This is a genomic window from Micromonospora sp. SCSIO 07396 (assembly GCF_053667945.1).
Genome location: NZ_CM132210.1, coordinates 6,793,704 through 6,820,500, shown reverse-complemented (window position 1 = coordinate 6,820,500; position 26,797 = coordinate 6,793,704). Strand labels below are relative to the sequence as shown.

The window sequence follows — 26,797 nt, the reverse complement described above, 5'->3', positions numbered from 1 at the left end:
TCCGAGATTCCCTTCACCTGTCGACATGGCGGCGGCCACCGACGATCAGCACGATGTCCATATCGATCCGCAGGGCGCTAGACGGACTGCCGCTCACGAATCGTCCGTTCGACCATCTCGTGTGCGCGACCGGCCGACCTATACCGATCGGTCAGCACGCTCACCCACCGCTCCAGCCCGAAAGCGACGCAGCCGGTGAAGGCCGTGCTCCCGGTCGTGCCATCCGGCAGGTCGATGCCGATGCGGCAGCGCTCGCCGAAGAAGTTGCGATGCGTATTGACCGAGGCGATCGCGAGGCCGTCGACGCTGAACTCGTACTTCACCGGCTGCATCCGCTGGAGCAGGGCGCGAGCGCCGCCCTTCTCGAAGAAGGGGTCGGAAGCAGCGTCCACGGTGAACTCCAGCGAAAGCTCGCCGAGCAGTTTCTCGATTCTGCTCCGGTAACGGGCGATCACCTCCTGCGTGTGCTGATACGACCCGAGCGCAACGATCTCGCGCATCTGGAAGGTGAGTAGGCGACGTAGGCCATCGAAGTGCTCCTCGCTGCGAAAGCAGCGGTTGACGAGCGTCACCAGGGTGTCCGCCGGCACGATTCGGTCCTGGAAGTAGAGGTACGCGCCGAAGCAGGTCGCCGTGGACAGCCCAAGCCGGGCAGGGGCGACCTGGTCGGCTGCGAAGTGGTCACCGTCGGGACCGGAAACCGGTGCGCGCAGGCCGCCGGCGACCAGCGCGAGATGCGGAAAGTTGGTGTAGACGTCGAAGTTCGCCAGCTCGTCCACGGCATAGACCGGCGGCGCGGAGAGCTCGAGGCCACCCTCCTCCGTCGCCCAGCCGCGGAAGGTGTCGTCCAGCAGCCGCAGCAGGGCGGTCTCGGCAGGCCCCAGGATGGCCCGGCCGCCGGTGATCCGGTGGCACCCCGCGTCGCTCATCGGACGGCCCCGGTTCCCGCCGCGCCGACCGCGACGAGTCCGTGCCGGGTCAGGAACGAGTTGGTCTTGCGGAACACCTGCGCCTCGAACTCAGCCCGACGCGGGTCGTCGAGCAAGCGTCGCCGTATCTCCAGGGGGTTGGGGATGCCTGCGTCCTTGTAGACCTGCGGGTTGTACAGCGACTCGAAACTGTAGGTCAGGTAGCGGCTCAGGTAGTCGGCGACCTGGGCCAGTTCCTCCGGCGTAGCCCGCTCGCGGAACCCGTCGAAGAGCAGCCGGACCAACTCCCGCCCGAACGCGATGTGGCGGGACTCGTCTTGGTGGTGAATCTGGTTGATCTTCCGAATGGTGACGTCCAGGCGGTCGTCGAGCGCCATCTTGGCGTTGAAGTGGTCCACCAGTTCCTCGAAGATCAGGATGCGGGCGAAGACGAGCAGACTCGCCGCGTCGCTCGGCGGAATGGTCTCGGCACCACCACGCGGCTGCTTGTAGAGCTTGCCGCCATAGCGCAGGCAGAACTGGGCGAAGAACCACATATGCTCGTTCTCTTCACCGATGAAATGGTGGAAGAACTCCGACGGCGTAGCGAACTCGACGGTGTGTATCCGGCGGGTGACCTCGATGAGCAACTCGCGGATCCCGTGCACGTTGAGGCTGTAGAAGTTGAGACTCTCGTACTTCGAGAGCCGGTACAGCTGTTCCTCGCTCAGCTCGCGCGCGACCTCCGTGTCGTACGTGGTCGTCAGCTCGGGGCTCATCCACCACGCACGCTCCGGGAGTGCTTGTGGCCACTCGAACATCTGGTAGGGGTTGTAGTAGTCCTCGACAGACTTCGAGCTGAGCCGGTTCAGGACTTCTCGGAGCCGCTCGCTGGTGTCGATGAGCGTAGACGTCATGATCGACATACCCTCCTGGTTCTTGCCGATTCCAGGGCCAGCCGGCCCAGCCGGTCCATGCGGTCGTCGGTCCTCGTGTACTGGTCGATTCGGCGGTTGAGCTGAGTGGTCGTGTACGCGAAGGCCAGGTTCTCGGCCGGCACGGCGAAGACCAGCGCACAGTCCTGCCCGTAGTGACCGAACGAGTCGACCGTCAGACCCGCCTGCGGTAGGTGGGGGCCAGGCAACATGAACCCGAGCGCGTACGCGCGCTCCCGGGCGAAGACCCGGTCCGGCCCGCGCCGCCGTAGCCGGGTGGCGCGTCGCAGGGTCGACTCGTTCCACAGGCGTACGCCGTCGACGGTGCCGATCGTGGCGGCGAGGATCCTCGCAAGTGCGCTTGCGGAGGAGACAGCGTTGCAGGCGGGCACCTCGGCGCCCAGGTACCGCAGAGAGTTCTCCACACCCGTCAGGTTCGGGTTGCGCTGGGAGCGGCTCAACAACGAGGTGCGGTCGCCGAGCAGGGCCAGGATGTCCGCGGCGGTGCTGGTGCCGGTCGGCTGTGTCTGGCGGAACGGTGCGAAGCGAGTCAGGTCGTTGATGCCGATGCGAACCTCGGCACCGAGCCGCTCGCGGAAGTGCTCCTGGAAGAGCTCGTCCACACGCTTGCCCGTGGCCCGCCGCAGGAATTCGCCGACGCCCCACCCGAAGGTCAGGTCGTGGTAGCCGTGGTCGGTTCCCGGCTCCCAGTAGGGGCGCTGCGCCGCGAGGGCATCAACGGCCGGATACCAGTCAAGCACGTCATCGACGGAGAGCCGACGATCGACGCCTACCAGACCCGCCTGGTGAGCGAGGAAGGTGGCCAGCGTCAGCGAGGTCTTGCCGGCCGCGGCGAACTCCGGCCAGACCTCGGCCATCGGGGAATCGATGTCGATCGCGCCCCGCTCGTGCAGCGCGTGCGTGATGACGGCAAGCAGGGCCTTGCTGACCGAGCGTACGTTCTGCACCTGGTCGTGTGTGCGCTGCGCGGAGCGCAGCCGGACCCGCTCCTCGCCGTCCACGTACACGCAGAGCTCGCTGTGGGAGTCCAGCCCTTCACGGTGGATCCGGTCGAACTCCTCAGCCAACGGGAGGAACTCTTCGGTGTGGGTGCCGACGATGTGTTCCAAATCAGGCCCCCTCCCGCATCCGCCGCTCGATCTCCTCGGCCAGCTCGCCCACGGTTGGTCTGTCGAAGCAGATCGAGGGAGGCAGCGGTACCGACAGACGGCGCTGCAGCCGGTTGCGGATGGTGAGGGCATTGAGTGAGTCCATGCCCGCCCGCGCCAGGTCGAGCCCGTCGATCTCGTCGCGGTCGAAACCCAGTTCCCGCGCTACGACCTCCACACAACAGGCCAGTACGTCCTCCGGGGCCGCCTCGGGCGCGGCGACGGTGAGCGCGGGCAGCGCACCGGTCAGGTCGCCGGTGAGCGGGTTGGAGGCGAGGTGGTGCTCCGGGTCGAGATCCTTCCAACGGACCGCCAACAGCCCCACCTGTCCCGAAGACCGGCTGGCCATCACGGCACGCAGCAGTGGGCGCCCCTCGGCGCTGGTGAACGTGCCGAGGCCCTGCTCGTCGAGCCGGAGCAGGAACGCGGTTTTACCGGCCAGATAGCCGACGTCCGACCAGGAACCCAGGTTGATCGACAAGCCAGGGAGGCCGAGTGCCCGACGATGCCCGGCCAACGCGTCCAGGTAGGCGCAGGCTGCCGCGTGCGCCGCCTGCCCGGGATTACCGAACAGCCCCGTGAAGGAGGACGTCATGACAAACAGGTCGAGGGCGGGCGCGTGCTCGGCGGCACTACGGTGCAGGTTCCATGCACCCTCCACCTTCGGTGCCAGCACCCCTTCGATGCCGCGCCAATCCGTCCGGTCGATGGTCGCATCGTCGATGACGCCCGCCGCGTGCACGACGCCCCGGATGCCCGCGCCCGTCCCGCCGTAGCTGACGAAGAGCCGGTCGACCTGCTGTGCAGAGGTGACGTCCACCCTCTCGGTCAGGATCTCCGCCCCAAACTCCTCGGCCAGTCTCCGTAGCCGCCGCTCCTGCTCCGGGCGGGGTGCCGACCGGCCACCGAGGACCAACCGCCGGCCACCGAGCTCCAGCAGCGCATGCGCGCACTCCAGGCCGACACCGGACAGTCCGCCGACGACCAGATACCAGCCCTCCGGATCGAGACGGGACGGCCCGGCCTGCACGGGCACCGGGGTATGCCGGAGTCGGGGCAGCAGCACCCGGTCACCGCGCAGCGCCAACTCGGCGTCACCGGAGCCGACGGTGAGGGAACCGAGGACGGCGGCGAACGACGACATCGTCGCGGTCCACCGTTGCTTGGTCGCGGCCGCGTCGAGATCAACGAGAACGTGCCGGACGGCCGGGAACTCCGTACGCGCGGTTCGGGCCAAACCGATGATCGCGCCCTGCGCGGAGACCACGTCGTCTGAGGTCAGGACGCGACGGGCACCAGCAGTCACGGTGTAGACGACGGCGGGCAGGTTCGCCCTGGCCAGCGCCTGGAAGAGTTGCAGGGTGACCGCTCCCCCGGCCGCGGCCACCTCGTCGAGGGCCGAACCCGTACGGGTGGAAAGCTCACCCAGGTCGGTCTGCCGCTTGCGCAGCACGGGAACGGCGTTGACGACCGTCGCCGGCCGAAGGCTGGTCAGCACCCGCACGGTGTCCGCCACCGCGTCGTCGGTGTGGACGTGGACCAGAACCTCGGCTCCGAGGCGCTCCAGCTCCCGGGTCAGTTCGGCGGCCGAATGTACGGACGGGGCGACGACTAGGACCCGGCCCGGCGCTCGGGTCAGCGGGATCGCCGGCGCGTCGGCCCAGGTGACCGAGTAGAGGGCGGGACCGTCCTGAGCTACCCCGTCGGGGCTCTCCGGGAGGTCGTCATCAACGCGCCCGACCGCCGTGTCCCCACCGGTCGGCACCGCCTCGACCCAGTGCCGCCCCCGCTGGAAGGGATAGGTGGGCAGGGTGACGGTACGGCCGCCGGGCGAAACGGACGACCAGTCCACCTCCAGTCCCGCCGTGTACGCACCGGCCAGCGCGAGCCGGGTGGAGGCGACGTCGTTGCGATCCCAGCGCAGCGTTTCGAGGCAGGTCGGCTCGTTCCGGGGGTCGGTGCCGAGGGTGAGCTGGGACAGGCCGGTGAGGGTGTCGGCCAGGCCGATCTCGAGCAGGATGCCGGGCACCTCCCCGACGGCTGCGCGGATCGCGGCGACGAACCGGACCGGCTGGCGCAGTTGCCGCAGCCAGTATTCGGGCGTCGCGATCTCCGCCGTGGCCGGTGCGCCGGTGAGCGTGGACACGAGCGTATGCACCGGCGGGCGCAGGTCAACGGCGTCCAGTACGGCGGCGTAGGCGTCGAGGATCGCGTCGACCTGCCGGGAGTGCGCGGCGCGGCCGACCCGCAGGGGCTTACAGATGATGCCGCGCCGCTCGGCCTCCGCAGTGGCGGCTCGGACGGCGGCGCCGTCACCGGAGATCACGGTACGGTTCGGCGCGTTGACCGCCGCGAGGTCGACCTGATCATGCTCGGCCAGCAGCTCCCGCACCCAACGCTCGTCGGCGAAGACGGCGGCCATAGCACCGGACTCGGGCAGGGTGCTGAACAGCCGGGCACGCTCGGACACGAGATACAGCCCGGTCGTGAAGTCGAAGACGCCCGCACCGTACGCCGCCGCGTACTCGCCGAGGCTGTGGCCGACGTACCCGTCCGGCTCGATGCCCCAGTGGCGCCAGAGGGTGAGCAGCGCCGCCTGCAGGGTGTAGACGACCGGCTGGGCCAGCCGGAAGTCGGTGATCGGCATCCCCCGGCGCGCCTCATCCTGATAGAGGAAACTGGAGAGGCGGTGGCCGATGAGCTGCTGGTAGTGCGGGTCGACACGTTCGATGAAGCTGCGGAACACGGGCTCGGTCAGGTAGAGATCGCGACAGGCCTCCAGGTATTCGGCACCGTGCCCGGAGAAGAGCGCGGTCAGCCGGGGTACGGCGTCACGGGCGACGCCGGAGTGGAGCCCGATCTCTCCATCGAACCCGTCTGCCGCGTCCGCCTCGCCATTCGTCACGGCATCCAGCAGCATGGCGAGCGTCTTGCGGTCTGAACCGACGACCGCCGCCCGGTACGGGAAGTGTCGACGCCCCGTGCCGAGGGTGAACGCGGCGTCAGCGGCGCTCGGCGCGGCCTCGCCCAGCAGGGCCGTACCGATCCGCGACGCCAGCTCACGCACTGCGGGCTCGGACTCGCCGGAGAGGGGTAGTACCTGGATTCTGGCGTCGGTGCCGGTTTCGGCGGGACCGGGTGGTGCCTCCTCCAGGATCGCGTGCGCGTTCGTGCCACCCAGGCCGAAGGCGCTGACCCCGGCCCGACGCGGTGTCCCACCGGACTCCCACCCCGCGGTCTCGGACTGTACGAAGAAGGGCGACCCGGCGAAGTCGATGCCCGGATTAGGCTCCCGGTAGTGCAACGAGGCCGGCAGCGTCCGGTGCCAGAGAGCGAGCGCCGTTTTGATCAGCCCGGCGATGCCGGCGGCCCAGCTCAGATGCCCGATATTGGTCTTGACCGAGCCCAGGGCACAGGAGCCGGGCGGGACCCCTCCGAACACCTCGGTTAACGCCGCGACCTCGATGGGATCGCCGGTCGGTGTCGCGGTGCCGTGCGCCTCGACGTAGGAGATCGAGCCGGGCTCGACGTCGGCGGCGGCGAGCGCCTGACGGATCACTGCGGCCTGACCCGACAGGCTCGGGGAGCTGAACCCCGGTTTGCCGGACCCATCGTTGTTGATCGCGGTACTGCGGACTACCGCATACACCCGGTCGCCGTCGGCCATCGCCCGGTCGAACGGCTTGAGCAGGACTGCGCCGACGCCGCTGCCGAAGATCGTCCCGGTGGCACCCGCATCGAAGGTCCGGCAGTGCCCGTCCGCGGAGAGCACCAGACCGGGCTCTGGCTGATAACGATCGATCTGCGGCACCGGTACGTGCGCCGCGCCGGCGAGGGCCATGTCGCACTCGCCCGCCAGCAACGCCTGGCAAGCCAGGTGCAGCGCGTAGAGGCCGGTGGCGCAGGCGGCATGGACGCTCACGCTGGGACCGTTGAGATCGAGTTTGTACGACACCCGGCTGGTCAGGAAGTCGCCTCCGGCGGCCATGATCAGCTGTAGGTCCTGCGCCGAGTCAAGAAAGTTCGGCAGCGGCTTGCTCGCCTGCCGCCCGAGGTGGTGCATCAGGTAGAGGCTGGTGCCGCAGCCGCCGTACACGCCGACATCCGGCGTGCCCCGCTGACCCGCCGCGCCGCCATCCTCGAGTGCCTCCCAGCAGACCTCGAGGAAGAGCCGCTGCTGTGGGTCGAGTAGCGCCGCTTCGCGTGGGCTGTAGCCGAAGAAGCCGGCGTCGAACCGGTCGATGCCGTCCAAGAGGGCCGAAGCGTGTATCCACCCGGACGGCCCGTCGGTCACAGTGATCGACTCCACGCCCCCCACCAGGTTCGACCAGAACCTCTCAAGGGTGTCCGCGCCGGGAAACCGGCAGGCCATTCCGATGATCGCTACGCTGTCCTCGTAGCTCATTGACCGGATCCTCCCGTGGGTGGTGCCGTCTCTTTCTGCTCCTACCTCGCACGCTGCCCTACGTCGCCCGCCGGGCCAGACGCCTCCGTTCCGCCGCGCTCGACGCGCCACCCGGACGAACCCAGCCGCCGGCCCGGTGCGGTGTGGGCGCGGGTGTACGCAGTCGTGCCGCCATCGCGGCGACGGTTGGGTGCCGATAGAGGTCGATCAGCCGCAGGTCCGCCTCGGGGACAGCGTTGACCAGCTGGGTGAAGACCGAGCCGAGCTGTGCCGAGTTGCCGCCGACGTCGAAGAACCGCTCGTCAGTGGCGAACGACCGATCCGTGCCGAGCACCGTGGCCCAGGCATCGGCGACAATCTGTTCGTAGGAACGGCCCTCCCGGCCGGCGTGGGCTGCCCCGGGGCCGCTGCCGGCCAGTAACCGTTCCACCGCCCGTCGGTCCACCTTGCCGCTCACGGCAAGCGGCAGCGCGGACATGATCCGCACCAGGTGCGGTACCGCGTACCACGGAAGGGACTCACCGAGCCGGGTCCTGACCGTGTCTGCCGTGAGACCGGGTGCGGCAGGTTTCACCGCCGCGACAAGCCCGCTCACCCTGCCGGCGTCATCCCGGACGGGCAGCACGACGGCCTCCCCGACCTCAGCCATCGCACGGATCGTCGCCTCGATTTCGCCAAGCTCGATTCGATAGCCCCGCACCTTGACCTGACCGTCAATCCGGCCGTGGTAGCGCAGGGTGGCGTCGGCACCGACACTGACCAGGTCGCCGCTGCGATACCAGCGCCGCCGGTCCTCTCCATCGCCCAGGACGGGAAACTTGCGGGCGGTGAGCTCTGGGTCGTTGACGTAACCCCGGGCGAGGCCGGGACCGGCGATCAGCAGCTCACCAGGTTCGCCCTGAGAGCATTCCCGCCCAGCCTCGTCAACGACACGCACGGTGTAGCCGTGCAGGGGCCGCCCGATCGGTACGTAGCCGGTGTCACGGTCGGAGCACTCGTGCAGTGTCGTCGCTACGGTGGCCTCGGTCGGGCCGTAGGCGTTGTAGACGTGTTCCACCGCGCTGAGCTGGCCGACCAGCCCGGGCTGGACGATCTCGCCGCCCAGGATCAGCACCCGCAGCTTGCTGATACCGCCGGCGATCGCGCGGTCCTGCAGCATGAGCTGCACCAGCGAGGGCGTCACGAAGAAGTGGGTGACCCGCCCGCTGGTCAGCATGCTGTTGAGCACCTCGACACCGTCACTGTTCCTGCCGGCCAGGGAATCGGAAGCGGCGAGCATGACGGGGATACCCCGGGTCAACGGCCAGAACAATTCCACAACCGACAGATCGAAGCAGATGCTGGCCGCGGCGAGCCAGCATTCCTCCGGCCAACTGCGCGGTCTCGGCAACACCAGGTCCAGTGCCGCGAACAGGTTCTCGACACCGCCGTGCTCGATAGCGACGCACTTCGGCTCGCCCGTCGATCCGGAGGTGAAGATGAGGTACGCCAGGTCGGCGCTCCCCGGCTCGACGACAGCGGCTCCGCCCTGATCGGGTGAGCATGGCAAGGGGTTCAGGAGCCGGTACGGCAGCGCAGCGAAGCTCTTCTCGGTTGTTTCGTCGACGAGGACACACCCCACGTCGGCCGCGTCGGCCATGGAGCGAATCCTGGAATCGGGGTAGTGCGGGTCGACCGGGACGTACGGCGCGCCGATCCCCATCACGGCAAGCATCGCCACCAGACGATTCACCGTCGGTGCCATGCAGATCGCGATCGGGCGGGCGGGCCCGCAGCCGGCAGCGCGCAACACGCCGGCGGTCGCCTCTACCCGGTGCCAGAAATCCGCCCAGGATAAGGATTCCGTGGCGTCGGCCACGGCCACCGCGTCGGGCGTGCTCATCGCTCGCCGACGGCACTGTTCGACAATCGACCGACGACCACTGTTCACGAACGACGCCGATGGCATAACAACTCCCCGTAGTCGACCGTAAGCTCAGACAACGCAAAGATCAAAAGCGTGACGATTCCAGAAGGTCGTCCCGACGCTAACAAGGGCCACTTTTTCAGTCAACACCGACCCACTCGTTCGAAAGGATTACGGCCATCATTCCGCAGTAATCCCTCAACGACCGACAACTGCACGTACAAACGCGATCCAGCTGGTCGGATCGGCGTTTGGCACGCAGCCGCCCAATTGCCACCTGACCAGGGAACAACCGCTATTCAGCCGGGGTGCTCTGGCGGCACCGGCGGGCACGGGTCTGACGACGGCGTCGCCGGGCTCGCCCGTGGGCGGCCTGGCCCAGCAGGCCCGGATGCTGGGGGTCGATGGCGGAAGGATCGCTTGACCCATGGCACGACATGCCGCGCGACCGCCGTGACCCGTGCGACGCTCCGAGCGATCATGATGGAAAGCTTCGTTCTGATTGTTGCGGGCCGGGATTCCCCTGCCGGGTCACCTGCAACCGCAAGCTCAGACGGTGAGCCAGGTTGTTACCAGAACCGAGAGCAACCGGCAGCTTACTATCGCCTCGCCGGTGTCAGACCTGACTGCCACCACCGTTGGCGTGACTCGCGCCGCGCGTCGTGGAGTCGCCACCCCCGCAAGCGGGCCTCCTCTGGACATTCCTTAATTGAGGAACGAGGCTGGTGCTGCATTGCTTTCATCGGGTCAGCGTGAAAACGGGGTTCACGAAAATGACGCAGAACGATCGCCGAAAATCCACATTTCCAGTCGAGGTGCTCAACGCGACCAGCGCCGCAGGTCACACGTTGGCCATGGGGCTGCTGGAGTCCCGGCCACTGGTCCAGGTGATGTTCCTCAGCCGCTTCTTGGCCGGGGCGGCGCTTGCCGGCCAGGCGCGTGCCCACCTCGACGCGATCGCCGTCGGCGCCGTGGCGTGGTTCTCGGCCGCCGTCGCCGTCTACATCTTCAACGGAGTCATGGACGTCGCCGAGGACCGCGGTAACGGCTCGCGGCGCCCTGTCGCGTCGGGGCGACTGCCCCGGTCGAGCGCGGCGGTGCTGACAGGCGGCATGGCCACCCTGGCGCTCGGCGCCGGCGCGGTGGCCGGCATCGAGGTCGAAGTACTGGTCTTCCTGGGCCTGGGGTTTGCCTACTCGGGTCCTCCGTTCCCGGCCAAGCACCAGGGGGTGGCCACCTCGGCCGTCGTCACCGGCCTGGGGCTGCTGACCTTCCTGGGGGGCATGGGTGTCGCGCAGGGCTTCAGCACCGCCGCGATCGTCTTCGGCCTGATCATGTCATCGTGGATGGGGCTGGTGGGTGCCCTGGCCAAGGATCTGACGGACGTGCCGGGTGACACCCTGGCGGGACGGCGCACGTTCGCGGTGCGGCACGGGGTCAATCCCGTCGCTCGGTACACCGCCGTACTAGCGGTCGGGGTCGCGGCGACGGGCCTCACGGCGGCCACCTTGGCAGCACCGATCCTGCTACCGTCCATGCTGGTACTCACAGCGGCGGCGTCCCGCCTCGCCCGCGACTGCCGCTCACTCACCGCCGACTCCCTCGGTCACCCCTACCGCAGCTTCATGGTCGGTCAATATGGAGCTATCGTCGCGCTAGGAATTTCCCTTGTCTGCCGCAACACGTTCTGACCACAACAAAAGATGTTGCGTCGTGGGATATCCTCAGAGAAGCTGTGTGCAGATTCCTGGTCCAAAGGTCGTACGAGGCAGAGGATTACGAGGCACAGGGTGTCGCTGGTCGACAGTTTCCGAGCGCATACCGTCGAGATCCTCGCCCGCTACGAGCGGGCTCTGCGCGACGCTGACAGCCCTCTCGTCGCCACGGCCGACCGTTGGGATCAGACCCGCCGTCAAGCCGAAGAGATACTCGGCGAATGCCTGCACCTGCTCGGCCCGATCGCCCAGGAACGACCCGACCCGCAGGCCGCCACCCGCGAACTCGGCATCGACCGGGCCCGCCAGAAGATCCTCGTCGCCGACTCGATCCGCGCGGGCATCCTGCTGTGGCGCGCGGCGGTGCCCGTCCTACGCGAGGTGGCGATGTCGGAAAGCCCCGACCGCCTACCCGACATGTTCGACCGCCTGCACGAGGCGATCAGCATCCGGCTCTATATCGGCAGCGTGGCGCACGAACACGTCCGGCTCGCCAACCGGGCCGCTGCGGCAGGGAACGATCAGCGCAGCGAGCCCGAGGGGGTCACGCGCCCGGACAACATCACCGAGCGCGAGTGGGAGGTGCTCAAGTGTGTCGGCCGCGCCTACTCCAACCGCGAGATCGCCAAGGAACTCGCGATCAGCGAACCCACCGTGAAAGCTCATTTGCGCAAGATATTCCGCAAGCTGGCGGCAACTTCGCGCGTGGATGCGATCAACAAGGTGGGCCTGCCGCACCGCTACAGATCCTGAATTGTCAGGTTGTGTCGGGTTCAAGGGTCAGTCCGGTGTGAGCGAGGAACCCGTCGAGTAGGTCGGTGCGTACTGGATGCTCTGGAGCCGGTTCTTGATGATCGCGAGGAGGTGGTTGACGCCGGTGACGGCGAGGTTGCCGATGCTGCGTTTGAGGTGGGACCACACGGCCTCGGTGGGGTTCAGGTCCGGGGCGTAGGCCGGTAGCCGGATCACGGTCAGCCAGTCCCGGGCGTCGATCATCTGCCGCATGGCGGCGGAAACGTGGGTGTTCAGGTTGTGCCAGACCAGCACGACCGGGCCGTCGATCTGTTGGTGGGCGGCATCGAGGAGGGCCATGTAGTCGCGTTCGCTGAAGCTGCGGCGCTCGTTCTTGCGGCCGCGATGGGTGGTCGTGCGGTAGATCAGTCGGGACCGCTGGCCGGGCCGGTAGCAGGTCAGCCCGGCGAGCGAGACGCGGCCGGAGCCCTTCCCCGACACCGGGACCACGGGGGTGTGCCCGCGTGGTCCCCAGGTGCGTGCCTTCGGTGGGCGCAGCGTCTGACCGGCCTCATCTTCGAAGACCAGCCACGCCTGCCGCTGCGCCGCTACCGTTTTCCCGCTGGCCACGTCTCCCGCCGCCACGTGGTGACCGCGGCCTCGTCACGCTCGACCGCCCGATGCGCGGGGACCTGCACCGACCAACCCAGCCGGTACATGATGTTCGCCGTCCCCCACAGCGTGTGCCGGGTGCGGAACATCCGGGCAATCAGGTCCGACACCCGCGCCCGGGTCCCCCGCTGATCCCTACCGAACCCGTGCGCCGCCAGCCCCTGCTCCAGAGCATCGGCCAGCCGCCGCAACCGACCCTCATCCAGCCGGCACCGAGACCCGCCAGGCCCTTTCGACGCCAGAGTCTGTTCACCACCGGCCTGCCATCGCTTGCGCCAGCCGTACACCGCAGTCTGCGACACCCGCAGCCTGCACGCGATCTCCGGCACCGACACATCCTGGGCGAACCACCCGGCAGCCTGCCGCCGTACCGCCTCACGCTTCGCCCGCCCCCGCGCGGACAACCCACCTCCATCGGGATACCTCATCACCCCGGCCTACAACGACCACCAACGAAGATCACGCCGACGCGCCGACGCACAGTGGACGACCCGGCCATTCAAGATCTGTAGCAGCCCGATCGAGCGCCGGCAGCACCACCGGCAGGATCTCGTCCAGCCGCCTCCGGATCAGGGCCGACACCTCAACCGCGCTCGCCTCATCCGTGACCCGCCACTGATCACCACCGGAGAAACCGGAGAAACCGATTCGGCGCCGCCAAAGACCGTGCACTTCCCGAGGCCTCGCCGACTCGGGGAGTCTGCAGCGCAGCCGATCCCGCTCCCACTTGGGTGCCAGCACCAACGCCACGTTGACGTAGAACACCTTCTCGGCCCTGCTCGAGTAGTCGGACGTCTGGAACTCGATGATCAACACATCACCCTCGGGTGAAGACCGACGGAAGATCATCTTGTCGCGCTCGAAACCGTACCCTGCGAGTTGATCGGCGACCTCCTTGACGAGCCTGCCGAACAGCGATTGCGCAGACACCTGGGCATCACCTCTCTCGTCCAACAGCAAGCTCCCCTCTGGGGAGAGGCAGGCACGGGCTCAGTACACGACAACTATCGACATCTGCGAGTGCGGCTCCGACCGCGCCCACCCTAGAAGATCAACTACAGTCAGTCATGTTGGTCGACCCGGCGGCGTCCGGATCTAGCCGAATTGAGTGCACGCCCACGGGTCCGAACGCATAGGTTGGCGTACATGGTGAACGGGCCGTGGAAGGTTCAGCAGTACTGCTACTTCTGGCTCGACAGCGAGGCGGTGACAGCCGAACAGATCACGGAATGTCTCGGGCTTGAACCGGATCGGACCGCCGCCATGGGAAGCCGTCGCACATCGCCGGGGCCGGTCCCGGCAGCTCATCGGTGGGAGATCCGCTGTGAGACGCACGGACGAATCGACGAGCAGGCGTCCACCGTGCTCGCCCGTATCGCCCCGGCGGCCGATCGGGTGCGGGCCCTCGTCGACGGCGGCGACGTCGACGCACGTCTGATGATGGTTCGCTGGTTCGACGACCCAGACGGCGGCTACAACGCGATGGGCTGGTGGCTGAGCTGTGAGCAGATCCAACTGCTCGCACGGATGGGCGCTAGCGTCGAATCGGATGAGTACGCGGGAGACTTTACCGCCCATTCGAGCCGATGACCGTCCTCATCTGCCGCTGCAAGCGTGTCTCGATCGTTGCGTTCAGCAGGTCGAGTGGAACAGCCCTGCGACTGCGGTGCCACTGGTGGCGAGGTCGTTGTAGATCTGGACTGCCTCGGTGGTCTCGGCCACGTGGACGGTCACCCCGCACTCCTCCAACAGTCTGAGGGTACGCGGGTCGACCTGCAGCTGCAGTTGCATGCCACGCGACAGCACGACGGTCGTTGCGCCGTGGGCCAGAAGCTCTTGGACATCGTCGGGCTGAACACCGGGGCTGTGGCGGGTACCGGTTTCGGACCAGTCCCACGGACGGCCACCGCCGGGGTGCAGCTTGAAGTCCTTGCCAACTCCAACGTCCTCGACGTCCATATGGCCCCATGAGATCGCCAGCACGAGCGGCGAACGAGTTGTTTCGCTGGACATGGCGGCCCCTCGTTGGACGGAGCCGCGTCGGCCGCGGCTGAACGTTCTGTGCAGGCTGCCAGACCTTACGCTCATGCCGCGATCCGCATGCTTTACCGGGATCGTCGTGCGTCGAGCCGGCCCGGGCGTACGGAGCCGGACAGGAGGACGAAGTTCAGCCGATGACGGCGGCGAGAGTGGGATTCGCAGCCCGCGTCGCAGTCGACGGCTGCGGCGAGCAGGCTGGCGGTTGCTGAAGAAGCTGGGACTGCTGTTTCACCTGCCCGTTCGCCGGGAGCCGGGGCGCCGACCCCTACCCGCAGACCCGGAACTGCGGCGTCGGGTCGGCTGATCAGCCGGTCCGTCGACGGCACCAGGGCTGGAGAACGACACCAAAGGCGCTGCAGGACGGGAAGACTCCGGTGGCGGCCATTGCGACGCCGCGATCTGGGCCCCGGTGACCGGCAGGGTGGGCGAGACCTGGTCGAGCAAGCGCTGCGCCACGGTGGCGTCGATCTCGACGTCTGCGCTGATGCGAACATCGGCCGTGGTCGCCAGGTCCACGACGTCGTCGCTGGTAAACGCATCAGCTCCGAGAGTACTCAACCGTCGCGCGAACTCCTGGACATTGATCATTTGCAGCCTCATCGTCGGATTGTTAATCATCCACCGTAACCCCCCAGCCCCGGCAAAGTCGTGACGGTGTCTGACTTGTGAGCCTTGGAGTAGAAGCGCCGCTGTTGGTAGTAGCAAGACGGGCATGACCGACTCGAAAGATCCGTCGGCCCGCAGGAACGACTCACACTGCGCCCACAAAACCCGGTCCACGACCTGCCGACCCCGCTCGACATTCGCGACCGTGCTCCGAGTGCTGTGCGCCCACCGCGACATCGTCCTGCGTCAACCCACGCCGCGAACGCCACCCAGCCAGCAGCCGCCCAAGCGCCCGTTTCACATCACTGAGTTGCTGCGGATCCACGACGACATCCCGCCACTGACATCGGACTACTGACCACCGCCCGCCACAACGCCCACGGTGAACCGACCATAACGGAAAGCAGCGACAACGGTGACCCCAAAACCCCGCTGCCACACAAGACCGGAAACCCACCCCAACCACGACCACGGACACGCCTGGACCCAGCAGCAACCCGTCCGACAGGACCGGACGTGAGGGATGCTCGTCGCACGAGCACCCACCGAGCACCCAACCGACCACAAGGGACAGAAAAACAAAGGGGCCTGACCGCCATATCGGCAGGTCAGACCCCTCATGATCTTGTGCGCCCGAAGGGACTCGAACCCCTAACCTTCTGATCCGTAGTCGGCAGCCCTGTAGGCGGATTCATCCGGATAGCACTCTATCAAAGTTGGTCCGAGTGTCTAGCCCTGGATCCTGGTGGGTCCGGCCGGATAACCGCAGTTCCATGCCCCTGCCGGACCACGAGCCGTGTAGCACTACTTCCCGCGACCGGGGGCAGGGGCCCAACTTCCGCGCCAGTCCGAGGGGGTGCATGCCAGTTCCCCGACGTCCGAGCACCCATGGAGCACCCAGGGAACTCCGGCCCGGCTGGTCGACATCGCGCTCCACGACGTGCGGCAGCATCCCGCGTCGCGAAGCGGCGCGGGATGGGTCTTGTTAGGCGGTGCGTTAGGCGGCGAGGTCGAGGGTGACGCGGTAGCCGAGGGCTTCGAGTTGACGGATGTGGTTGCGTTTGCGGCGCTCGGTGTCGGTGCGGCTGAGGTAGAAGTCGGCGCCGAGATCACGGAAGCCGGCTGCGGGGTCGGACAGCAGGTGCCAGATGATCGTCAGGACCGAGCGGCCGACCGCGACGATGGCGCGTTTGGCGCCGCGTCTTCGGGCGATGCGCCGGTAGCGTTCGCCGAGGAACGTGCTGGTGCGGGCGGCGGAGACCGCGATCTGCCCGAGAACGCGGGCGAGGTAGCGGTTGCCGTGCCCGGTCGATCCGGTGCCTTTGCGGCGGCCGGCTGATTCCTTGACGCCGAGCGCGAACTTGGCCCAGCCGGCGAGGTGGGCCGGGGTGGGGAAGCGGGTCATGTCCACGCCGATCTCGGCGATGATCGTGGCAGCGGCGGCCGGGCCGATCCCGGGGATCTCAAGCAGCCGGATCGCCGCCGGGGCGAAAGGGGCCAGTTGCGCCTCGACCCGGGCGTCGACCTCGCGGATGTCGGCCTAACAGCCCCTCCAACGAGATCCGACTCGGACGGCCACGGGTGGATACCCCACCCCGCCACCAGGCAATCCAGCTCAGATATCACGTATCGGTGCAGGAGACCTGGGGTCGGAGTGACGATTGGCTACTACGTAGCATCTACCTCTCGACGGCCTTACGCGGCAAGGTCGCCCGTCGATTCTTAGGGGGCCAGCCCGTACGGTGTCGCTGTGACTACTGACCTTCCCGAGATGGTCATCGACCCGGCAGCGGCAGGATTCGACGGTGACGTACTGGCTCCGGTGCCCGTGACGGATGCGGCCCGACGAGTGCTTGCCTTCTGCACCGAGCCACGCAGCGGATGGGTCACCTATCATCTCGCCGCCCGCAGCACCCGCGCCTCCGGCCTGTTCGATCAGGTCACCACCTGGTCGCTGCTCTACGCCAACGCGCTCGCCGGCCGAGTGGACATCGAAGACGTGGCCGGATTCTCCCGGTCCCGCCGACGCGACTTCGCAGCCCGACTTGCCGCCGTGCCGGAGGACACCGACCTGCACACCATGGACGACGACGGCGTAGTCACGGTTGTCGACCTGTGCTACTTCGGGTACCACGGTGTCTGGGGACCCAAGATCACCAAGATGGCTGCCCTGTACCGGCCCCGCGCGGTTCCCGTGCTCGACGGACACGTCGCGGAAGTGTTCGGCTTCAACCGTGGGGGCTTCTCAAACAAGGCACGCCAGCACGGCCTCGACCGCCACGAGCGCATCGACAAGGTCGTTCGGGCCCTGGCGATCTGGATTCGCATCCACCGCGCTGAGATAGCGGCTCTGCGGGATGCCGTGACACCGACTGTTCCCGAGATCCACGACCTACCAGACCTTCAGCTGATCGACATCGTCTTATGGACATCGCAGGACGACAAGCCGACATACCGGCGGCCCGGCCAAGGCGAACGATGGATCAACCGGCCAGTCGGCCAACATGTCACAGCAGAGGAGCTACGGCCTGAACCGATCCCCGCAGCCGAATAGGCAAACGCTGGTAGCATCTCGGATCCTCGTACGCAGCCTTGCTCAACCGGTAGAAGCCCAGGCTGCTGTCTTATATAGATCCCCGCCCTCATCGATTTCCCAGGGCCATTGCGTTGTCGGGTAGCTGCTGGTCACGGCGGTGATCAGGTCGTGTGAGCGGCGGTTGGCTTGGCGGGTGGCGCGGGCGATGTTGGTCGCGCCGGTGGTGCGGTGCCAGCCGATCGCGGTGTTACGCAGTGTGGCGATGACGGCGGGTCCGGTGCCGGTCCGGGCTGGTGGAGGTCTTCACGGAACGTCACGTCGCGGACGTGATGGAGGCGGTTCTCGATGTGCCAGTGGCGGCGGATCCAGCTCTGCAGGTTGCGGGGCAGGGCTTGGCCTGCGGGCAGTGACACGGTCAGGTAGGCGGTCTCGCGGCTGGTCCTACCAGCGACGATACGGGTTCGGGTGATCCGCATGGCTTGCTGGGCGTGCGGGAAGGCGATGCCGCCGGGCGTGGCGACGGTGACGGCTTTGACGGTGCGGGTCTCGCGGCGGCCGTGACCGTGGTCGCGGGTGCGGTCACCGACCGGGATCTGGGCCCAGGGCAGCCGTTTCACCTGGTGGAACAGGGTCGGCTGGTTTGCCTTGACCTGCACGAGCAGGTGCGCTCGGCGGGCGGTGACCTCGTCGGCGTGACCGGTCTGGGTGTGCAGGGCATCGGCGATGAACAGCACCCCGGCCAGGGTGCCGAGCACAGTCTCGACGGCGTCGAGCAGCGGCGCGAACGACGTGATCTCATTGCTCTTGGTGTCCACGGTGACCTGGGCGAGCACGATCCCGGTGGTGGTGTCCAGCGCGGACAGCAGGTGCACCTGGCGGCCGTCAGCTCTTCGGGCGCCGCGCAGGGTCTTGCCGTCGATGGCGATGACCGTGCGGTACCGGCTCGGCCTGGTCACCTCGACGGGAACGCGGGTGCGCAGCCAGCCGGCCAGGACGGTGCCGAGCAGCGTGTCGTCCAGGCGCGTCAGCAGCCGCCAGACGGTGCTGCCCGACCGGCACTCCTGCGGTGAACCCGAGCCGTTGCTGAGCTTGTTCGTCCAGGTCGTGCAGCCAATTGTCGGGGTACGGCCTGGAGTGCAGAGCTAGGTACAGCCGAACACCAATCGGTGATCGCGGCGAACGACGACGCCCCGGCCATGACGGCACAGACCGCCACCGCCAGTAGCGGGGTCAGCGGGTAACGCACGCCACGTGGGTCGCGTGGATCAGGAACAGCGGCGAGCGCCTGCAGCAGCCCGCCGTGTTCACCGTCGGTGACTGGCACTGCCTCGGCGGTGGAGGCGGGTGCTGCTACGGCCAGCGCGGGGATGAGAGATGATGCCATCGGCGGGTGGGGTCTTCCTCGGAGTCGTGAAGCGTCGCAACTCCATGATCACCGATGCGGCCTCACCCGCTTCTTACGCCTCCACAGGGGCCGAACTCGCCTCGGAACTCCTGGTCAGCGGCCCGCCGGCCGACTATGCAATCGCCCTGATCGATTTCCGGGCTTGCTGTGTCCGCTTGAACTGCAAGTTCAGCTAAAGGATGTCTCGTAACTCGGTGATGGCGTTGCCGGCCAACGGTGTCGGTGTCATCCGAGCAGGATGATGTTGTGGAGGTGGGCGATGCCGGAAGCGGTGTCGGTCAATGTGCTGGCGGCGCGTTGGTAGTCCCGGAGGATCTTGAAGGTCTTCATGCGGGCCAGGGCGTGTTCGACCTGCGCGCGGACGGTGCGGTGGTGCTTGTTCAGGTTCTTCTTCCAGTCGGGTAGTTCGCTGCCGTCGGTGGGTTTGCGGTACGGGATGATCACGTCGGGGTTGCCGCGGTAGGCGCCGTCGGCCATGACCGGCCGTCCGGCCAGCTTCTGGTCGATGCCGGAAGTGCGATAGACGATCGTGTCGTTGCGGTTGCCCGGCTGCGGGTCACCCAAGGCGACGACCAGGTGGGTGTGGGCGTCGATGGCGACCTGCAGGTTCGTCGAGTAGCGGTAGTTCTTGCTCGGGGCGGCCAGCCGGTGGTCCCGGGTCGGGACCAGGGTGCCGTCGACGATCGCTATCTGTTCGACCCGGCGTCGGCGGACCGGGGCCAGGGCGAGCATGGGGCCGAGGGTGTCGATGACCCGGTGGGCGGCGGAGTGCGACACCCCGAACAGCGGACCGATCTGCCGCATGGTCAGGTTCGTGCGCCAGTAGGCGGCGACCAGCAGCACCCGGTCGGCGAGGTCGAGGGACCACTGCCGGCCCGGCCGCCCATCAACGATGGCGTCCCCGCCACGTTCGGCGACCAGCCTGACCAGCCTGCGGAACTGGGCGGGCTGCAGCCCGGTGAACGGGAAGATCCACTCCGAGCGCGCCGCCGTGATCACCTGCACCACAACATGATCCACCATGGACCCGCCACCGAGTTACGAGACATCCCTTAGAAGGATCATTAGAAGGGGAAATCGTTATTCCACGGCGCATCCAGATCGGCAGGGTCCACGCCAGCCTCTCGCGCCGCCGCATCTACCTCGCCGATTTCATCAACGATTCTTACATACGGTGTGCTCATATCTTCTTCATAGAAGCATGCGTCATCGTTAACCAACTGCTTAGGAACTTCGATCGCGGCGACCCGAAACCTGCCGTCAGGCAGGGGTAATACCCACACCCACGAATAGCAACCTTCCGCGCCGCTCAATCTTCGAGCCGAAACAACGGACTTGGTCATCATTAGACGATTTCTAGCCTGAGTCTTCACTTAACCACCCCAAAATATCCGGACAATTGGGCCCTCGAGAGTATGGACCTGAAGGTGAGGAAATGCTCCGTCTGCATTTCCAGGGCCATGACCGACTACCCTGCCATCAGCCCCAAGTGTGTCATCCCAGTGATAGGTGCCAACCTTCGACCCGAAGTACTGTTTCGTTCCGACTCCATCAAAGCCAGTGGCATTTCGGTACCCCTGACCTAGGTACATGCCGAGAAGCAACTCCTCTGCCTCTGAGCGGGATCTAACCATGATACTTGTGCTGCCACTTGCGATGGACCTGGCGGCGCTGCTGACACTGCCACTCGTCCATGGAATGCGCGAAGCTGGGACTCGACCCCCGGTCGCTGCCGAGAATACTGCCGCCAAGGCTACGGCTTGGGTGTCCTCGCAGTCGTCCATACACTGACCGGCTATGCCAGCGATCGCCCCGGCGGCGAGTAGGCAGGCTGGGCCGGTCTCGGCGCAGAGGACTGCGCCGACGGTGGCTACGACCGTGGTGACCACCGTCTGGTCTAGCGCCTCCCAGTAGTCCTTGAAACTGGGTGTGCCGTAAAGGGCGCGCTTGATGCGGACCATGATGGCGTTATAAGCAGGCGAGCCTGGCATATTCCATGTGTCCGGATTCTGGTCGATCACCAGCCGAATGTAGTTGTCAAGTTGCCGCCTCTTTTCTGGCGGGATGGTCGGCAGGTTGGCCGAGGGGTTGTTGCCGGACCCTGTGCCACCGGTGGCTTCCCCTGCGCTTGTGTTCTGCCCGTTGCCTTGGTTTTCCTCACAGTGACGCTGGGCGACCCCAGTGTAGTTATAGCATTCGTCCTTGGGTGGCTGGCCTACTCCTTCATCGGTGCCGCTGCAGGTATAGAACCCCGCGCATTCTTTTAGCCCGCTGGGGTCGCTGGAGGTTATCGGTGAGCCGCTGGTGTAGCCGTAGCCGGTCCAGGACTGCGGGTTCTGCTGGTCGAAGACTGGGTCGACGGAGACGAACCGGCCGATGGTCGGGTCGTACTCCCGGGCGCCGAGGTGGGTCAGCCCGGTGTTGTCCTTCGTGCCGCCGACGAAGCCCTTGTCGTTGGCCCAGGTCGGGCTGCCCCCGCGTGGGTTGCCGTAGGGATTCTGGCGGCGGACCGTGGCTGTCTGCGCGGCGGTGGCGCTGACGGAGACGTTCGCGGTGCCTTGGTGATCGGCGGCTAGCCACGTTAGTCCTGCGCTGGTGCGGGAGGCGACCGTGGACCCGCCGTAGGCGTAGTAGCGGGTGCAGGTGGTGTTTCCGGTACTGGTGGTGTACCGCAGTTCCTGTCCGGGCAGGTAGAGCGTCTTGCCGGTCGGGTCCCGGCGTACGAGTCGGTTGCCGTCCGCGTCGTAGATGTAGGTGGTGGTGCCTGTCGAGTCGGTGCTGGTTTCGAGGTGTCCCTCGGAATCCCAAGTGAGCACCTGAGAGCCGGTGCCACTCGGGCAGGTATTCGCGGCCGTCCCGGTGGGCCGACAGGTCGTGTTGCCCGATTCGTCGTATCGGTAGTTCTGCGTTATCGAGCCAGTCGTGGTGGTCGACAACGCATGGGGTCGCGATGCTTGGGCAGCGGGGTATTCGTAGGTCGTGGTGGTGTTGCTGGATGTGGTGTGCACTGTCTGGGTTTCGCGGTTGCCCACGAGGTCGAATGACCAGGAGTGCCAGTATGGTGCAGGACCGCCAAGGGAGGTAGCCACCGGATCGGCGTCGCAGTCGCTGTTGGTCGGGGTCCAGGCGTGCCTGAGGCGGCGAAGGTGGTCGTATCTGAAGCACTGGGTGTCGTCGACCGGGTCCGGTGCGGTGTCCATCGCCTTGGTGATGTTGCCGGCCTTGTCGTACGTGTAGCGGATGTCGGACAGCGTGTTCGGCGCGACCGTGTCCCGATCTACCCGGACTCCGGTCAGCCGTCCTGTCTCGAGTTCATGGGTGAAAGCCTGCAGTACTCTCCCGCCAGCGGTGTTGTCGGTGTCGAGTGTGAGTTGATTGAGTTCACCAAGGGCGTTGTACGTCGTGCCCACCACATAGGACAAGTTTGCCGCGCCGTACAGCGAGGTCATCGTGGTCGGCTGACCCAGTGAGTCGTAGGTGTAGGAGAGTGTCTCGGCCGGCAAGTCACCCCCGGTGGACGGCAGACCGGTCGAAGCGACGCTGCCGTCGACGTTATAGGTGTTGGAGAAAGTATAGGTGCCGGCTAGGTTGCTCTCTGCCGTCGGGATCACCACCTCGATCCCGTTCGGTTGATATTGGTCGGTGTAGCTGGTGACCTTGGTCTGGTAGGCGGCGCTGCCCACGAACCGGGTCGACTGAGAGAGGCGGCCCTTGGCGATCGTGTCGTAGACCCACTGGGCCCGCATTGTGCCACCGACTGCGTTGTCGTACACCGCCCGTTTACGGCCTAGCGCGTCATATAGGTATACCAACTTTTTACTGCGGGCGTCGGTGGATGAAGTGACGCGGTCCCCCGCGTCATAGGTGAAGGTAGTGACACCAGTGTCGGGATCGGTCTGCCTAGTGCGACGGCCCTGCAGGTCGTACTCGTAGAGCCACTGGTTATTCATGGAATCGGCGACGCTGGCGAGTTGGCCCTTGCGGGTGTAGGCGTAGGACGTGGTGTCCCACGAGCCGACCGTGTTTGGTGTCGGGCTCGCGCCGTGGTACTGGCGCACCGAGACGGTCCGGCCGAGCGCGTCGGTCAGTTTGGAGGTGGCGGTGCCACCTGCGGGTGGGGTCACGTCGGCACGGTCACCGGCGTAGTAGACGGACGTCCGCCAGCGTTCCGCGTCGTAGGGTTGGAAGACCGATGCGGTTGGGCGTCCCGCGCCGTCGAAGATCGTTCGATTCTGGTTCGGGACGAATGCCCGATCGGTGGCGGTGTCCAGCGTCGTGCCGGGCGCCCCGGTTGCGTGGTAGCTGCCGAACGTCTTCACCTCTCGACCGGCGGTGTCGTAGAAGGTGTCCGTGAGCAGCCGGCCGCCGGAAGGTGATGGAGTCTGGGTCTGCCGTGGGCGGAGCAGGCCGTCGTATAGGGCGTACATCGTGTTGTATGCACCGGCCGGGTTCAGCCGGGAGGTGGATACCACGGTGGCGGCGTCGTTGCGGATCAGGTAGTTGAAGGTGGCGGTGGCTGTCTGGGTCGCCTTATTCCGGCCGGGGAGCCACACTGCGGTCAGCCGGCCCAGGCCGTCGTAGGCGAGGTCGGTCCGCTTGTTGTTGGGGTCGATGATCGCGGAGTTGTTGCCCCATGCCGGGTTCACCGTGGTCGAGGCCACGTGCAGCAAGGGGTTGGTGACCGTGGTTGCGGTCACCGGGCCACCGGTGGTGGGGGTGTACTCTGTGGTGGTCTTGGCGTTCAACGCGTCCCAGGCCGCAGTCACTCGCCCGTTCTCGTCAAAAGTGCCTCGCGAGACCGTTGCGAAGGTTGGCGCGCCGGCATTCCAGGAAGCCATCTTCTCGGTCTTTGTTGCGAGGCCGCGGATGGGTGCCGTCCCGAACGTCTGGCCGTCGAAACTGGTCCGTTCTTCGGAGATGACGTCCGCGTCTGCCAGGGCCGCGGTGGGTGTCGTGGCCGAGCACTGAACTGCGTACGTCTGTGTGCGTTGCACCTTGTCCACGAGCCATTTTGTGGTGTTTCGGGGTTCGTAGTCGATCTTCTTGCACTGCTCGTCGCCAGCGACTCCGTCGTGGCCGAAGTCGTCGATTTTCGTGGGCATGCCGAGGGAGTCGAAGCTGGTCGTGGTCTTGGTGGCGCGCTCACCACGCCCGTTGTCCAGGGTGGTGTATTTGCGGGTCGTGGTGGTTCGAGCGAAGCGCGCGGTCACCGTGTCACCGTTGATGGTGCGGGTGGCGGTCGCGGCAGAGCCCCACGGATCGTTGGTCTCGCGGGACACTACCGCCCCATTCGGACCGTTGAGCGTCTTGGCCTCGCGGGTCATGCCGGCGTACCAGTCTGCGTCGGTGAACCCGTCGATGGTGACTGTCTTGGTGCCCCCCGAGGGGGCCGCCCTGTCGCCGTCCATGCCCCGGAAGTAGCGGGTCTCGGTGTAGGTCTGCTCTCCCGGGTCGCCGGTTGTCACTCCGACCCGACCGTAGCCACGGAAGCTCGACCAGGTCTTGTACTTCTTCTCGATTAGGCCGTCGTCGTCGCTGTAGTGCCAGGCCGCGCCGTCGAGGTAGGAGTACTTGTACACCGTGCGAGGGCTGCCCTGCGGTGGCGTCCCCCCTGTGTTGTCCTGTTCGTAGACGGTGGTGACCACATACTTGTGGAACCAGTCGGTCACCGGGTTGGCGTAGCCCTCCGGAGTCCAGACAGACGGGTAGCAGCGCTTGGTGTTGGTTTCTGCCGTCGGAGTCTGGCCGGCCACGCAGTCCGGGCCGGAGTAGGTGACGCTGATGGTGCCGCCGGTCTCGTTCCGGATCTTGGCGATTCGCCACCAGTTCATCGCCGCCGCGAAGTCGATCGTGTCCACCCGGTTGGCCAGTTGCACCCCGGTGAACTCGATATCCGGGACAGCGGTGGTCGTGCCGACCAGGCCGGCATGGGAGATCTTGGACAGCCACAGGCCGGCGCGGGTGCCGTCCCCGGGGTCTGGGAACGTGTGGGTCAGCGTCCAGCGCTCCACGTCGGAGTAGGCACCGCCGGAGCGGATCTGGGTGGTCACCGACGCCAACCGCTTCTTGGTCCAGAAAGTGGGCGAGTACACCGTGCCGCAGTTCGACCCGGTGCACTGCTGGTCCCACGGAGTATCGGGCCAGTGCGCGGCATCATGGGTAGTGCAATTGGACAGGCAGCGGTCGGCAACCTCGAAGACCACCTGCGCCGGCGCCGGGGTACTCAGCACTGAATCGACATCGTTGCTACGCCGAGTGCCGTAGGCAATATGGTCGAGATAGCCGGCCCGGTCATACGAAGCGGCGTCGTCGGCGTCGAGATTACGGCCGTACTTGTTGGTCTCCTTGACGTACCAGTACGAGGCGGAGTTACCGTGGACGTCCACCACATAGTCGAGGTTCCACCGCCATGCCTGTGTACAGTCGGAGTCGATGAACGCGGCGGCGTGGCACGGCTCATTCGGTTCGTTGCCGAACACCGGGGCAGTGAGGGTGGAGTTCGTCACCGGTTTGTCGGAGACCCAGCCGGGCAACTGGTTTAACCCGAACCAGTACTGGGTTCCATCGGTGGTGGTGACCACCCAGTGCTCGCCGTCGTTGTCGTCATTACTCGCGCCGGTCTTGTGCGCGATTCGCGAACCGTCGTCCGACCGCAGGTGCCAACGGTCCTCGGTCGCGTTGTAGATCAGCTCGCCGGAGTGTCCACCTAGGGAGAGCGTGGCGTTGCTGGTCTCCCAGCACAGGTCACTGGTCTTCTTGCTGTTATTGGCTGAACCTTCCATGTCCTGGCCGCAGCCGACGTATCGCCGCTCAATGAACCCGCCGGGGTTAGCCTCGAAGCCCTCGCCTGCCCAGGAGGGCTGGTTGTTGCTGGCCGCTTGCCGGCCGTCCACGGATTGCGAGGAGTACGAAAGCGCCAGGGTCGGTGCCGGCCCGCCGAGCGACGGCGGTACCCGCATGGGGTACGACCAGGTGAACGCCCCGGAGTTCCCGCCAGCGCTCCAAGTCGACGACGGCTTGAGCGAGGTGGCCTTGTAGTCACCCGCAGGGCTGGAGTCGCCGGCCGTCAACGCCACCAGGACGCTGCTCCCGGACACCGGCACCGCCGCCGACACGTCGTGCGTCCTCAGGTTGTTAGTTGACCGCAGTGGGGTGCCTGCACATGCCTGTGCCTCCGCCTGTTCGGGGGCGCAGGCCGACATCGACACCATACGCAGCCGCGACGCCCAGTCGCCGCCGTAGGCAGACGCGAATGCCCCGTAGTTCACCGTCAGCTGTAGGCTGCCCGCGCTTGCAGCACCGTCGGCTCGGCCCACCCTGAGCAGGAGCCCACGGACTCCCGCCTTCTCGGTGGCTGCCCGGTTCAGCAACTCCACCCGGACCCGGGTTGGGGTCGTGGCAGGAGCGAGTGTTCGGCCGGTCGCGGACACCGCGGGCGAGGACGCCGAGGCGACCCGAACTGGCAGTGCTCCTGCCGTGACAGGAGTGGAGGTCCTCCCGGCGATGTCGACCTCTACGGTCCCCGCTGCGGGCCACACCGGTGCGGGCTGGCGGCCCGCGTCGGGCATTACCGCTCGCGGTCCCGGTGTGCTGGGTACTACAGGAGCCACTGGAACAGTCGGCACCTTCTGCGGTGCCGGTGGCTGATAGCGCTTCGCGCCCGCAGCCGACGTCGGTGCACCAATGAGCGTCGCGGCCATCAGCGCTGCGGTTGCGGCTGCTATGACCATGCGGGTTCTACCGAGTCCACGGAATCGGCGGAGTGGGC

General features: G+C 66.7%; 20 protein-coding genes and 1 pseudogene. 5 read left to right on the top strand and 16 right to left on the bottom strand.

All coding sequences use genetic code 11. From position 1 onward, the window contains the following. Positions 1-77: 77 nt before the first annotated feature. From ACWCHM_RS30100 to ACWCHM_RS30080, 5 genes are read right to left on the bottom strand one after another with little or no spacing between them, the layout of a single operon-like run. A complete protein-coding gene (locus tag ACWCHM_RS30100; protein WP_421489833.1) occupies positions 78-929 on the bottom strand; it encodes a class-II aminoacyl-tRNA synthetase family protein in 852 nt (283 codons plus the stop codon). After that, positions 926-1,825, bottom strand: coding sequence for a diiron oxygenase (locus ACWCHM_RS30095; RefSeq protein ID WP_454220793.1), 900 nt, complete (start codon positions 1,823-1,825; stop codon positions 926-928). The genes ACWCHM_RS30100 and ACWCHM_RS30095 overlap by 4 nt, the downstream gene beginning before the upstream one ends. Then, complete coding sequence (locus ACWCHM_RS30090; RefSeq protein ID WP_454220791.1) at positions 1,822-2,973, bottom strand: serine hydrolase domain-containing protein; 1,152 nt, start codon at positions 2,971-2,973, stop codon at positions 1,822-1,824. The genes ACWCHM_RS30095 and ACWCHM_RS30090 overlap by 4 nt, the downstream gene beginning before the upstream one ends. Position 2,974: 1 nt before the next feature. Continuing rightward, positions 2,975-7,417 carry a type I polyketide synthase gene (locus ACWCHM_RS30085; RefSeq protein WP_421489830.1) on the bottom strand — a complete coding sequence of 1,481 codons (4,443 nt, stop codon included), beginning with the start codon at positions 7,415-7,417 and terminating at the stop codon, positions 2,975-2,977. Positions 7,418-7,475: 58 nt separating this feature from the next. Continuing rightward, positions 7,476-9,299 (bottom strand): non-ribosomal peptide synthetase, encoded by a 1,824-nt coding sequence (locus ACWCHM_RS30080; RefSeq protein WP_454220789.1) that lies wholly within the window; start codon positions 9,297-9,299, stop codon positions 7,476-7,478. A gap of 797 nt (positions 9,300-10,096) precedes the next feature. Here ACWCHM_RS30080 and ACWCHM_RS30075 point away from each other — a divergent pair. Both ACWCHM_RS30075 and ACWCHM_RS30070 read left to right on the top strand, forming a co-directional pair. Beyond that, on the top strand, positions 10,097-11,014 hold the full coding sequence (locus ACWCHM_RS30075; RefSeq protein WP_454220788.1) for a UbiA family prenyltransferase: 918 nt from the start codon (positions 10,097-10,099) through the stop codon (positions 11,012-11,014). Positions 11,015-11,113: 99 nt separating this feature from the next. Beyond that, positions 11,114-11,791, top strand: a complete 678-nt coding sequence (locus ACWCHM_RS30070; protein WP_454220786.1) for a helix-turn-helix transcriptional regulator — start codon at positions 11,114-11,116, stop codon at positions 11,789-11,791. Positions 11,792-11,818: 27 nt separating this feature from the next. Here ACWCHM_RS30070 and ACWCHM_RS30065 read toward each other — a convergent pair whose 3' ends face one another. Genes ACWCHM_RS30065 through ACWCHM_RS30055 form a run of 3 tightly spaced genes read right to left on the bottom strand, consistent with a single transcriptional unit; the run spans position 11,819 to position 13,372 of the window. Next, a complete protein-coding gene (locus tag ACWCHM_RS30065; protein WP_454220784.1) occupies positions 11,819-12,400 on the bottom strand; it encodes a transposase in 582 nt (193 codons plus the stop codon). Next, positions 12,379-12,870, bottom strand: coding sequence for a helix-turn-helix domain-containing protein (locus ACWCHM_RS30060; RefSeq protein WP_454220782.1), 492 nt, complete (start codon positions 12,868-12,870; stop codon positions 12,379-12,381). The genes ACWCHM_RS30065 and ACWCHM_RS30060 overlap by 22 nt, the downstream gene beginning before the upstream one ends. Before the next feature lie 31 nt (positions 12,871-12,901). After that, positions 12,902-13,372: a DUF4304 domain-containing protein gene (locus ACWCHM_RS30055; RefSeq protein ID WP_454220780.1), complete on the bottom strand. Its 471-nt coding sequence runs from the start codon at positions 13,370-13,372 to the stop codon at positions 12,902-12,904. 216 nt (positions 13,373-13,588) lie between these two features. Between ACWCHM_RS30055 and ACWCHM_RS30050 the strand changes: the two genes are divergently transcribed. Continuing rightward, positions 13,589-14,032: a DUF4279 domain-containing protein gene (locus ACWCHM_RS30050; protein WP_454220778.1), complete on the top strand. Its 444-nt coding sequence runs from the start codon at positions 13,589-13,591 to the stop codon at positions 14,030-14,032. Between the two features lie 42 nt (positions 14,033-14,074). Here the strand turns inward: ACWCHM_RS30050 and ACWCHM_RS30045 are convergent, their stop codons facing one another. The 3 genes from ACWCHM_RS30045 to ACWCHM_RS30035 form a co-directional block, all read right to left on the bottom strand. Next, positions 14,075-14,455, bottom strand: coding sequence for an Mth938-like domain-containing protein (locus tag ACWCHM_RS30045; RefSeq protein ID WP_281902019.1), 381 nt, complete (start codon positions 14,453-14,455; stop codon positions 14,075-14,077). Between the two features lie 255 nt (positions 14,456-14,710). Then, complete coding sequence (locus ACWCHM_RS30040; protein ID WP_454220776.1) at positions 14,711-15,082, bottom strand: hypothetical protein; 372 nt, start codon at positions 15,080-15,082, stop codon at positions 14,711-14,713. 1,003 nt (positions 15,083-16,085) lie between these two features. Further along, complete coding sequence (locus ACWCHM_RS30035; RefSeq protein WP_454223223.1) at positions 16,086-16,550, bottom strand: transposase; 465 nt, start codon at positions 16,548-16,550, stop codon at positions 16,086-16,088. Positions 16,551-16,838: 288 nt separating this feature from the next. Here ACWCHM_RS30035 and ACWCHM_RS30030 point away from each other — a divergent pair, with 288 nt between their 5' ends. Continuing rightward, positions 16,839-17,642 (top strand): DUF6308 family protein, encoded by an 804-nt coding sequence (locus ACWCHM_RS30030; RefSeq protein ID WP_454220774.1) that lies wholly within the window; start codon positions 16,839-16,841, stop codon positions 17,640-17,642. Positions 17,643-17,785: 143 nt separating this feature from the next. On the opposite strand, the gene ACWCHM_RS30025 is transcribed toward ACWCHM_RS30030, so the two are convergent. Then, a complete protein-coding gene (locus tag ACWCHM_RS30025; protein ID WP_454223222.1) occupies positions 17,786-18,631 on the bottom strand; it encodes an ISAs1 family transposase in 846 nt (281 codons plus the stop codon). On the opposite strand from ACWCHM_RS30025, the gene ACWCHM_RS30020 reads away from it, so the two are divergent. Further along, a complete protein-coding gene (locus ACWCHM_RS30020) occupies positions 18,549-18,770 on the top strand; it encodes a hypothetical protein (protein ID WP_454223245.1) in 222 nt (73 codons plus the stop codon). The genes ACWCHM_RS30025 and ACWCHM_RS30020 overlap by 83 nt on opposite strands. Positions 18,771-18,804: 34 nt before the next feature. Here ACWCHM_RS30020 and ACWCHM_RS30015 read toward each other — a convergent pair. From ACWCHM_RS30015 to ACWCHM_RS30000, 4 genes and pseudogenes are all read right to left on the bottom strand, one after another. Beyond that, a pseudogene (locus ACWCHM_RS30015) lies at positions 18,805-19,008 on the bottom strand (transposase family protein); the annotation flags it as partial. 246 nt (positions 19,009-19,254) lie between these two features. Beyond that, positions 19,255-20,034 carry a transposase family protein gene (locus ACWCHM_RS30010; protein ID WP_454220772.1) on the bottom strand — a complete coding sequence of 260 codons (780 nt, stop codon included), beginning with the start codon at positions 20,032-20,034 and terminating at the stop codon, positions 19,255-19,257. Between the two features lie 59 nt (positions 20,035-20,093). Further along, complete coding sequence (locus ACWCHM_RS30005) at positions 20,094-20,372, bottom strand: hypothetical protein (RefSeq protein WP_454220770.1); 279 nt, start codon at positions 20,370-20,372, stop codon at positions 20,094-20,096. Positions 20,373-20,402: 30 nt separating this feature from the next. Continuing rightward, positions 20,403-26,405: an RHS repeat-associated core domain-containing protein gene (locus ACWCHM_RS30000; protein WP_454220768.1), complete on the bottom strand. Its 6,003-nt coding sequence runs from the start codon at positions 26,403-26,405 to the stop codon at positions 20,403-20,405. Positions 26,406-26,797: the final 392 nt, after the last annotated feature.

What these genes read in the sequence shown, in the direction of transcription:
- ACWCHM_RS30100 (WP_421489833.1), bottom strand. Translation starts at nt 929, where the DNA reads ATGAGCGACGCGGGGTGCCACCGGATCACCGGCGGCCGGGCCATCCTG.
- ACWCHM_RS30095 (WP_454220793.1), bottom strand. Translation starts at nt 1,825, where the DNA reads ATGACGTCTACGCTCATCGACACCAGCGAGCGGCTCCGAGAAGTCCTG.
- ACWCHM_RS30085 (WP_421489830.1), bottom strand. Translation starts at nt 7,417, where the DNA reads ATGAGCTACGAGGACAGCGTAGCGATCATCGGAATGGCCTGCCGGTTT.
- ACWCHM_RS30080 (WP_454220789.1), bottom strand. Translation starts at nt 9,299, where the DNA reads ATGAGCACGCCCGACGCGGTGGCCGTGGCCGACGCCACGGAATCCTTA.
- ACWCHM_RS30075 (WP_454220788.1), top strand. Translation starts at nt 10,097, where the DNA reads ATGACGCAGAACGATCGCCGAAAATCCACATTTCCAGTCGAGGTGCTC.
- ACWCHM_RS30060 (WP_454220782.1), bottom strand. Translation starts at nt 12,870, where the DNA reads ATGAGGTATCCCGATGGAGGTGGGTTGTCCGCGCGGGGGCGGGCGAAG.
- ACWCHM_RS30050 (WP_454220778.1), top strand. Translation starts at nt 13,589, where the DNA reads ATGGTGAACGGGCCGTGGAAGGTTCAGCAGTACTGCTACTTCTGGCTC.
- ACWCHM_RS30045 (WP_281902019.1), bottom strand. Translation starts at nt 14,455, where the DNA reads ATGTCCAGCGAAACAACTCGTTCGCCGCTCGTGCTGGCGATCTCATGG.
- ACWCHM_RS30040 (WP_454220776.1), bottom strand. Translation starts at nt 15,082, where the DNA reads ATGAGGCTGCAAATGATCAATGTCCAGGAGTTCGCGCGACGGTTGAGT.
- ACWCHM_RS30020 (WP_454223245.1), top strand. Translation starts at nt 18,549, where the DNA reads ATGACCGTGCGGTACCGGCTCGGCCTGGTCACCTCGACGGGAACGCGG.
- ACWCHM_RS30005 (WP_454220770.1), bottom strand. Translation starts at nt 20,372, where the DNA reads ATGACCAAGTCCGTTGTTTCGGCTCGAAGATTGAGCGGCGCGGAAGGT.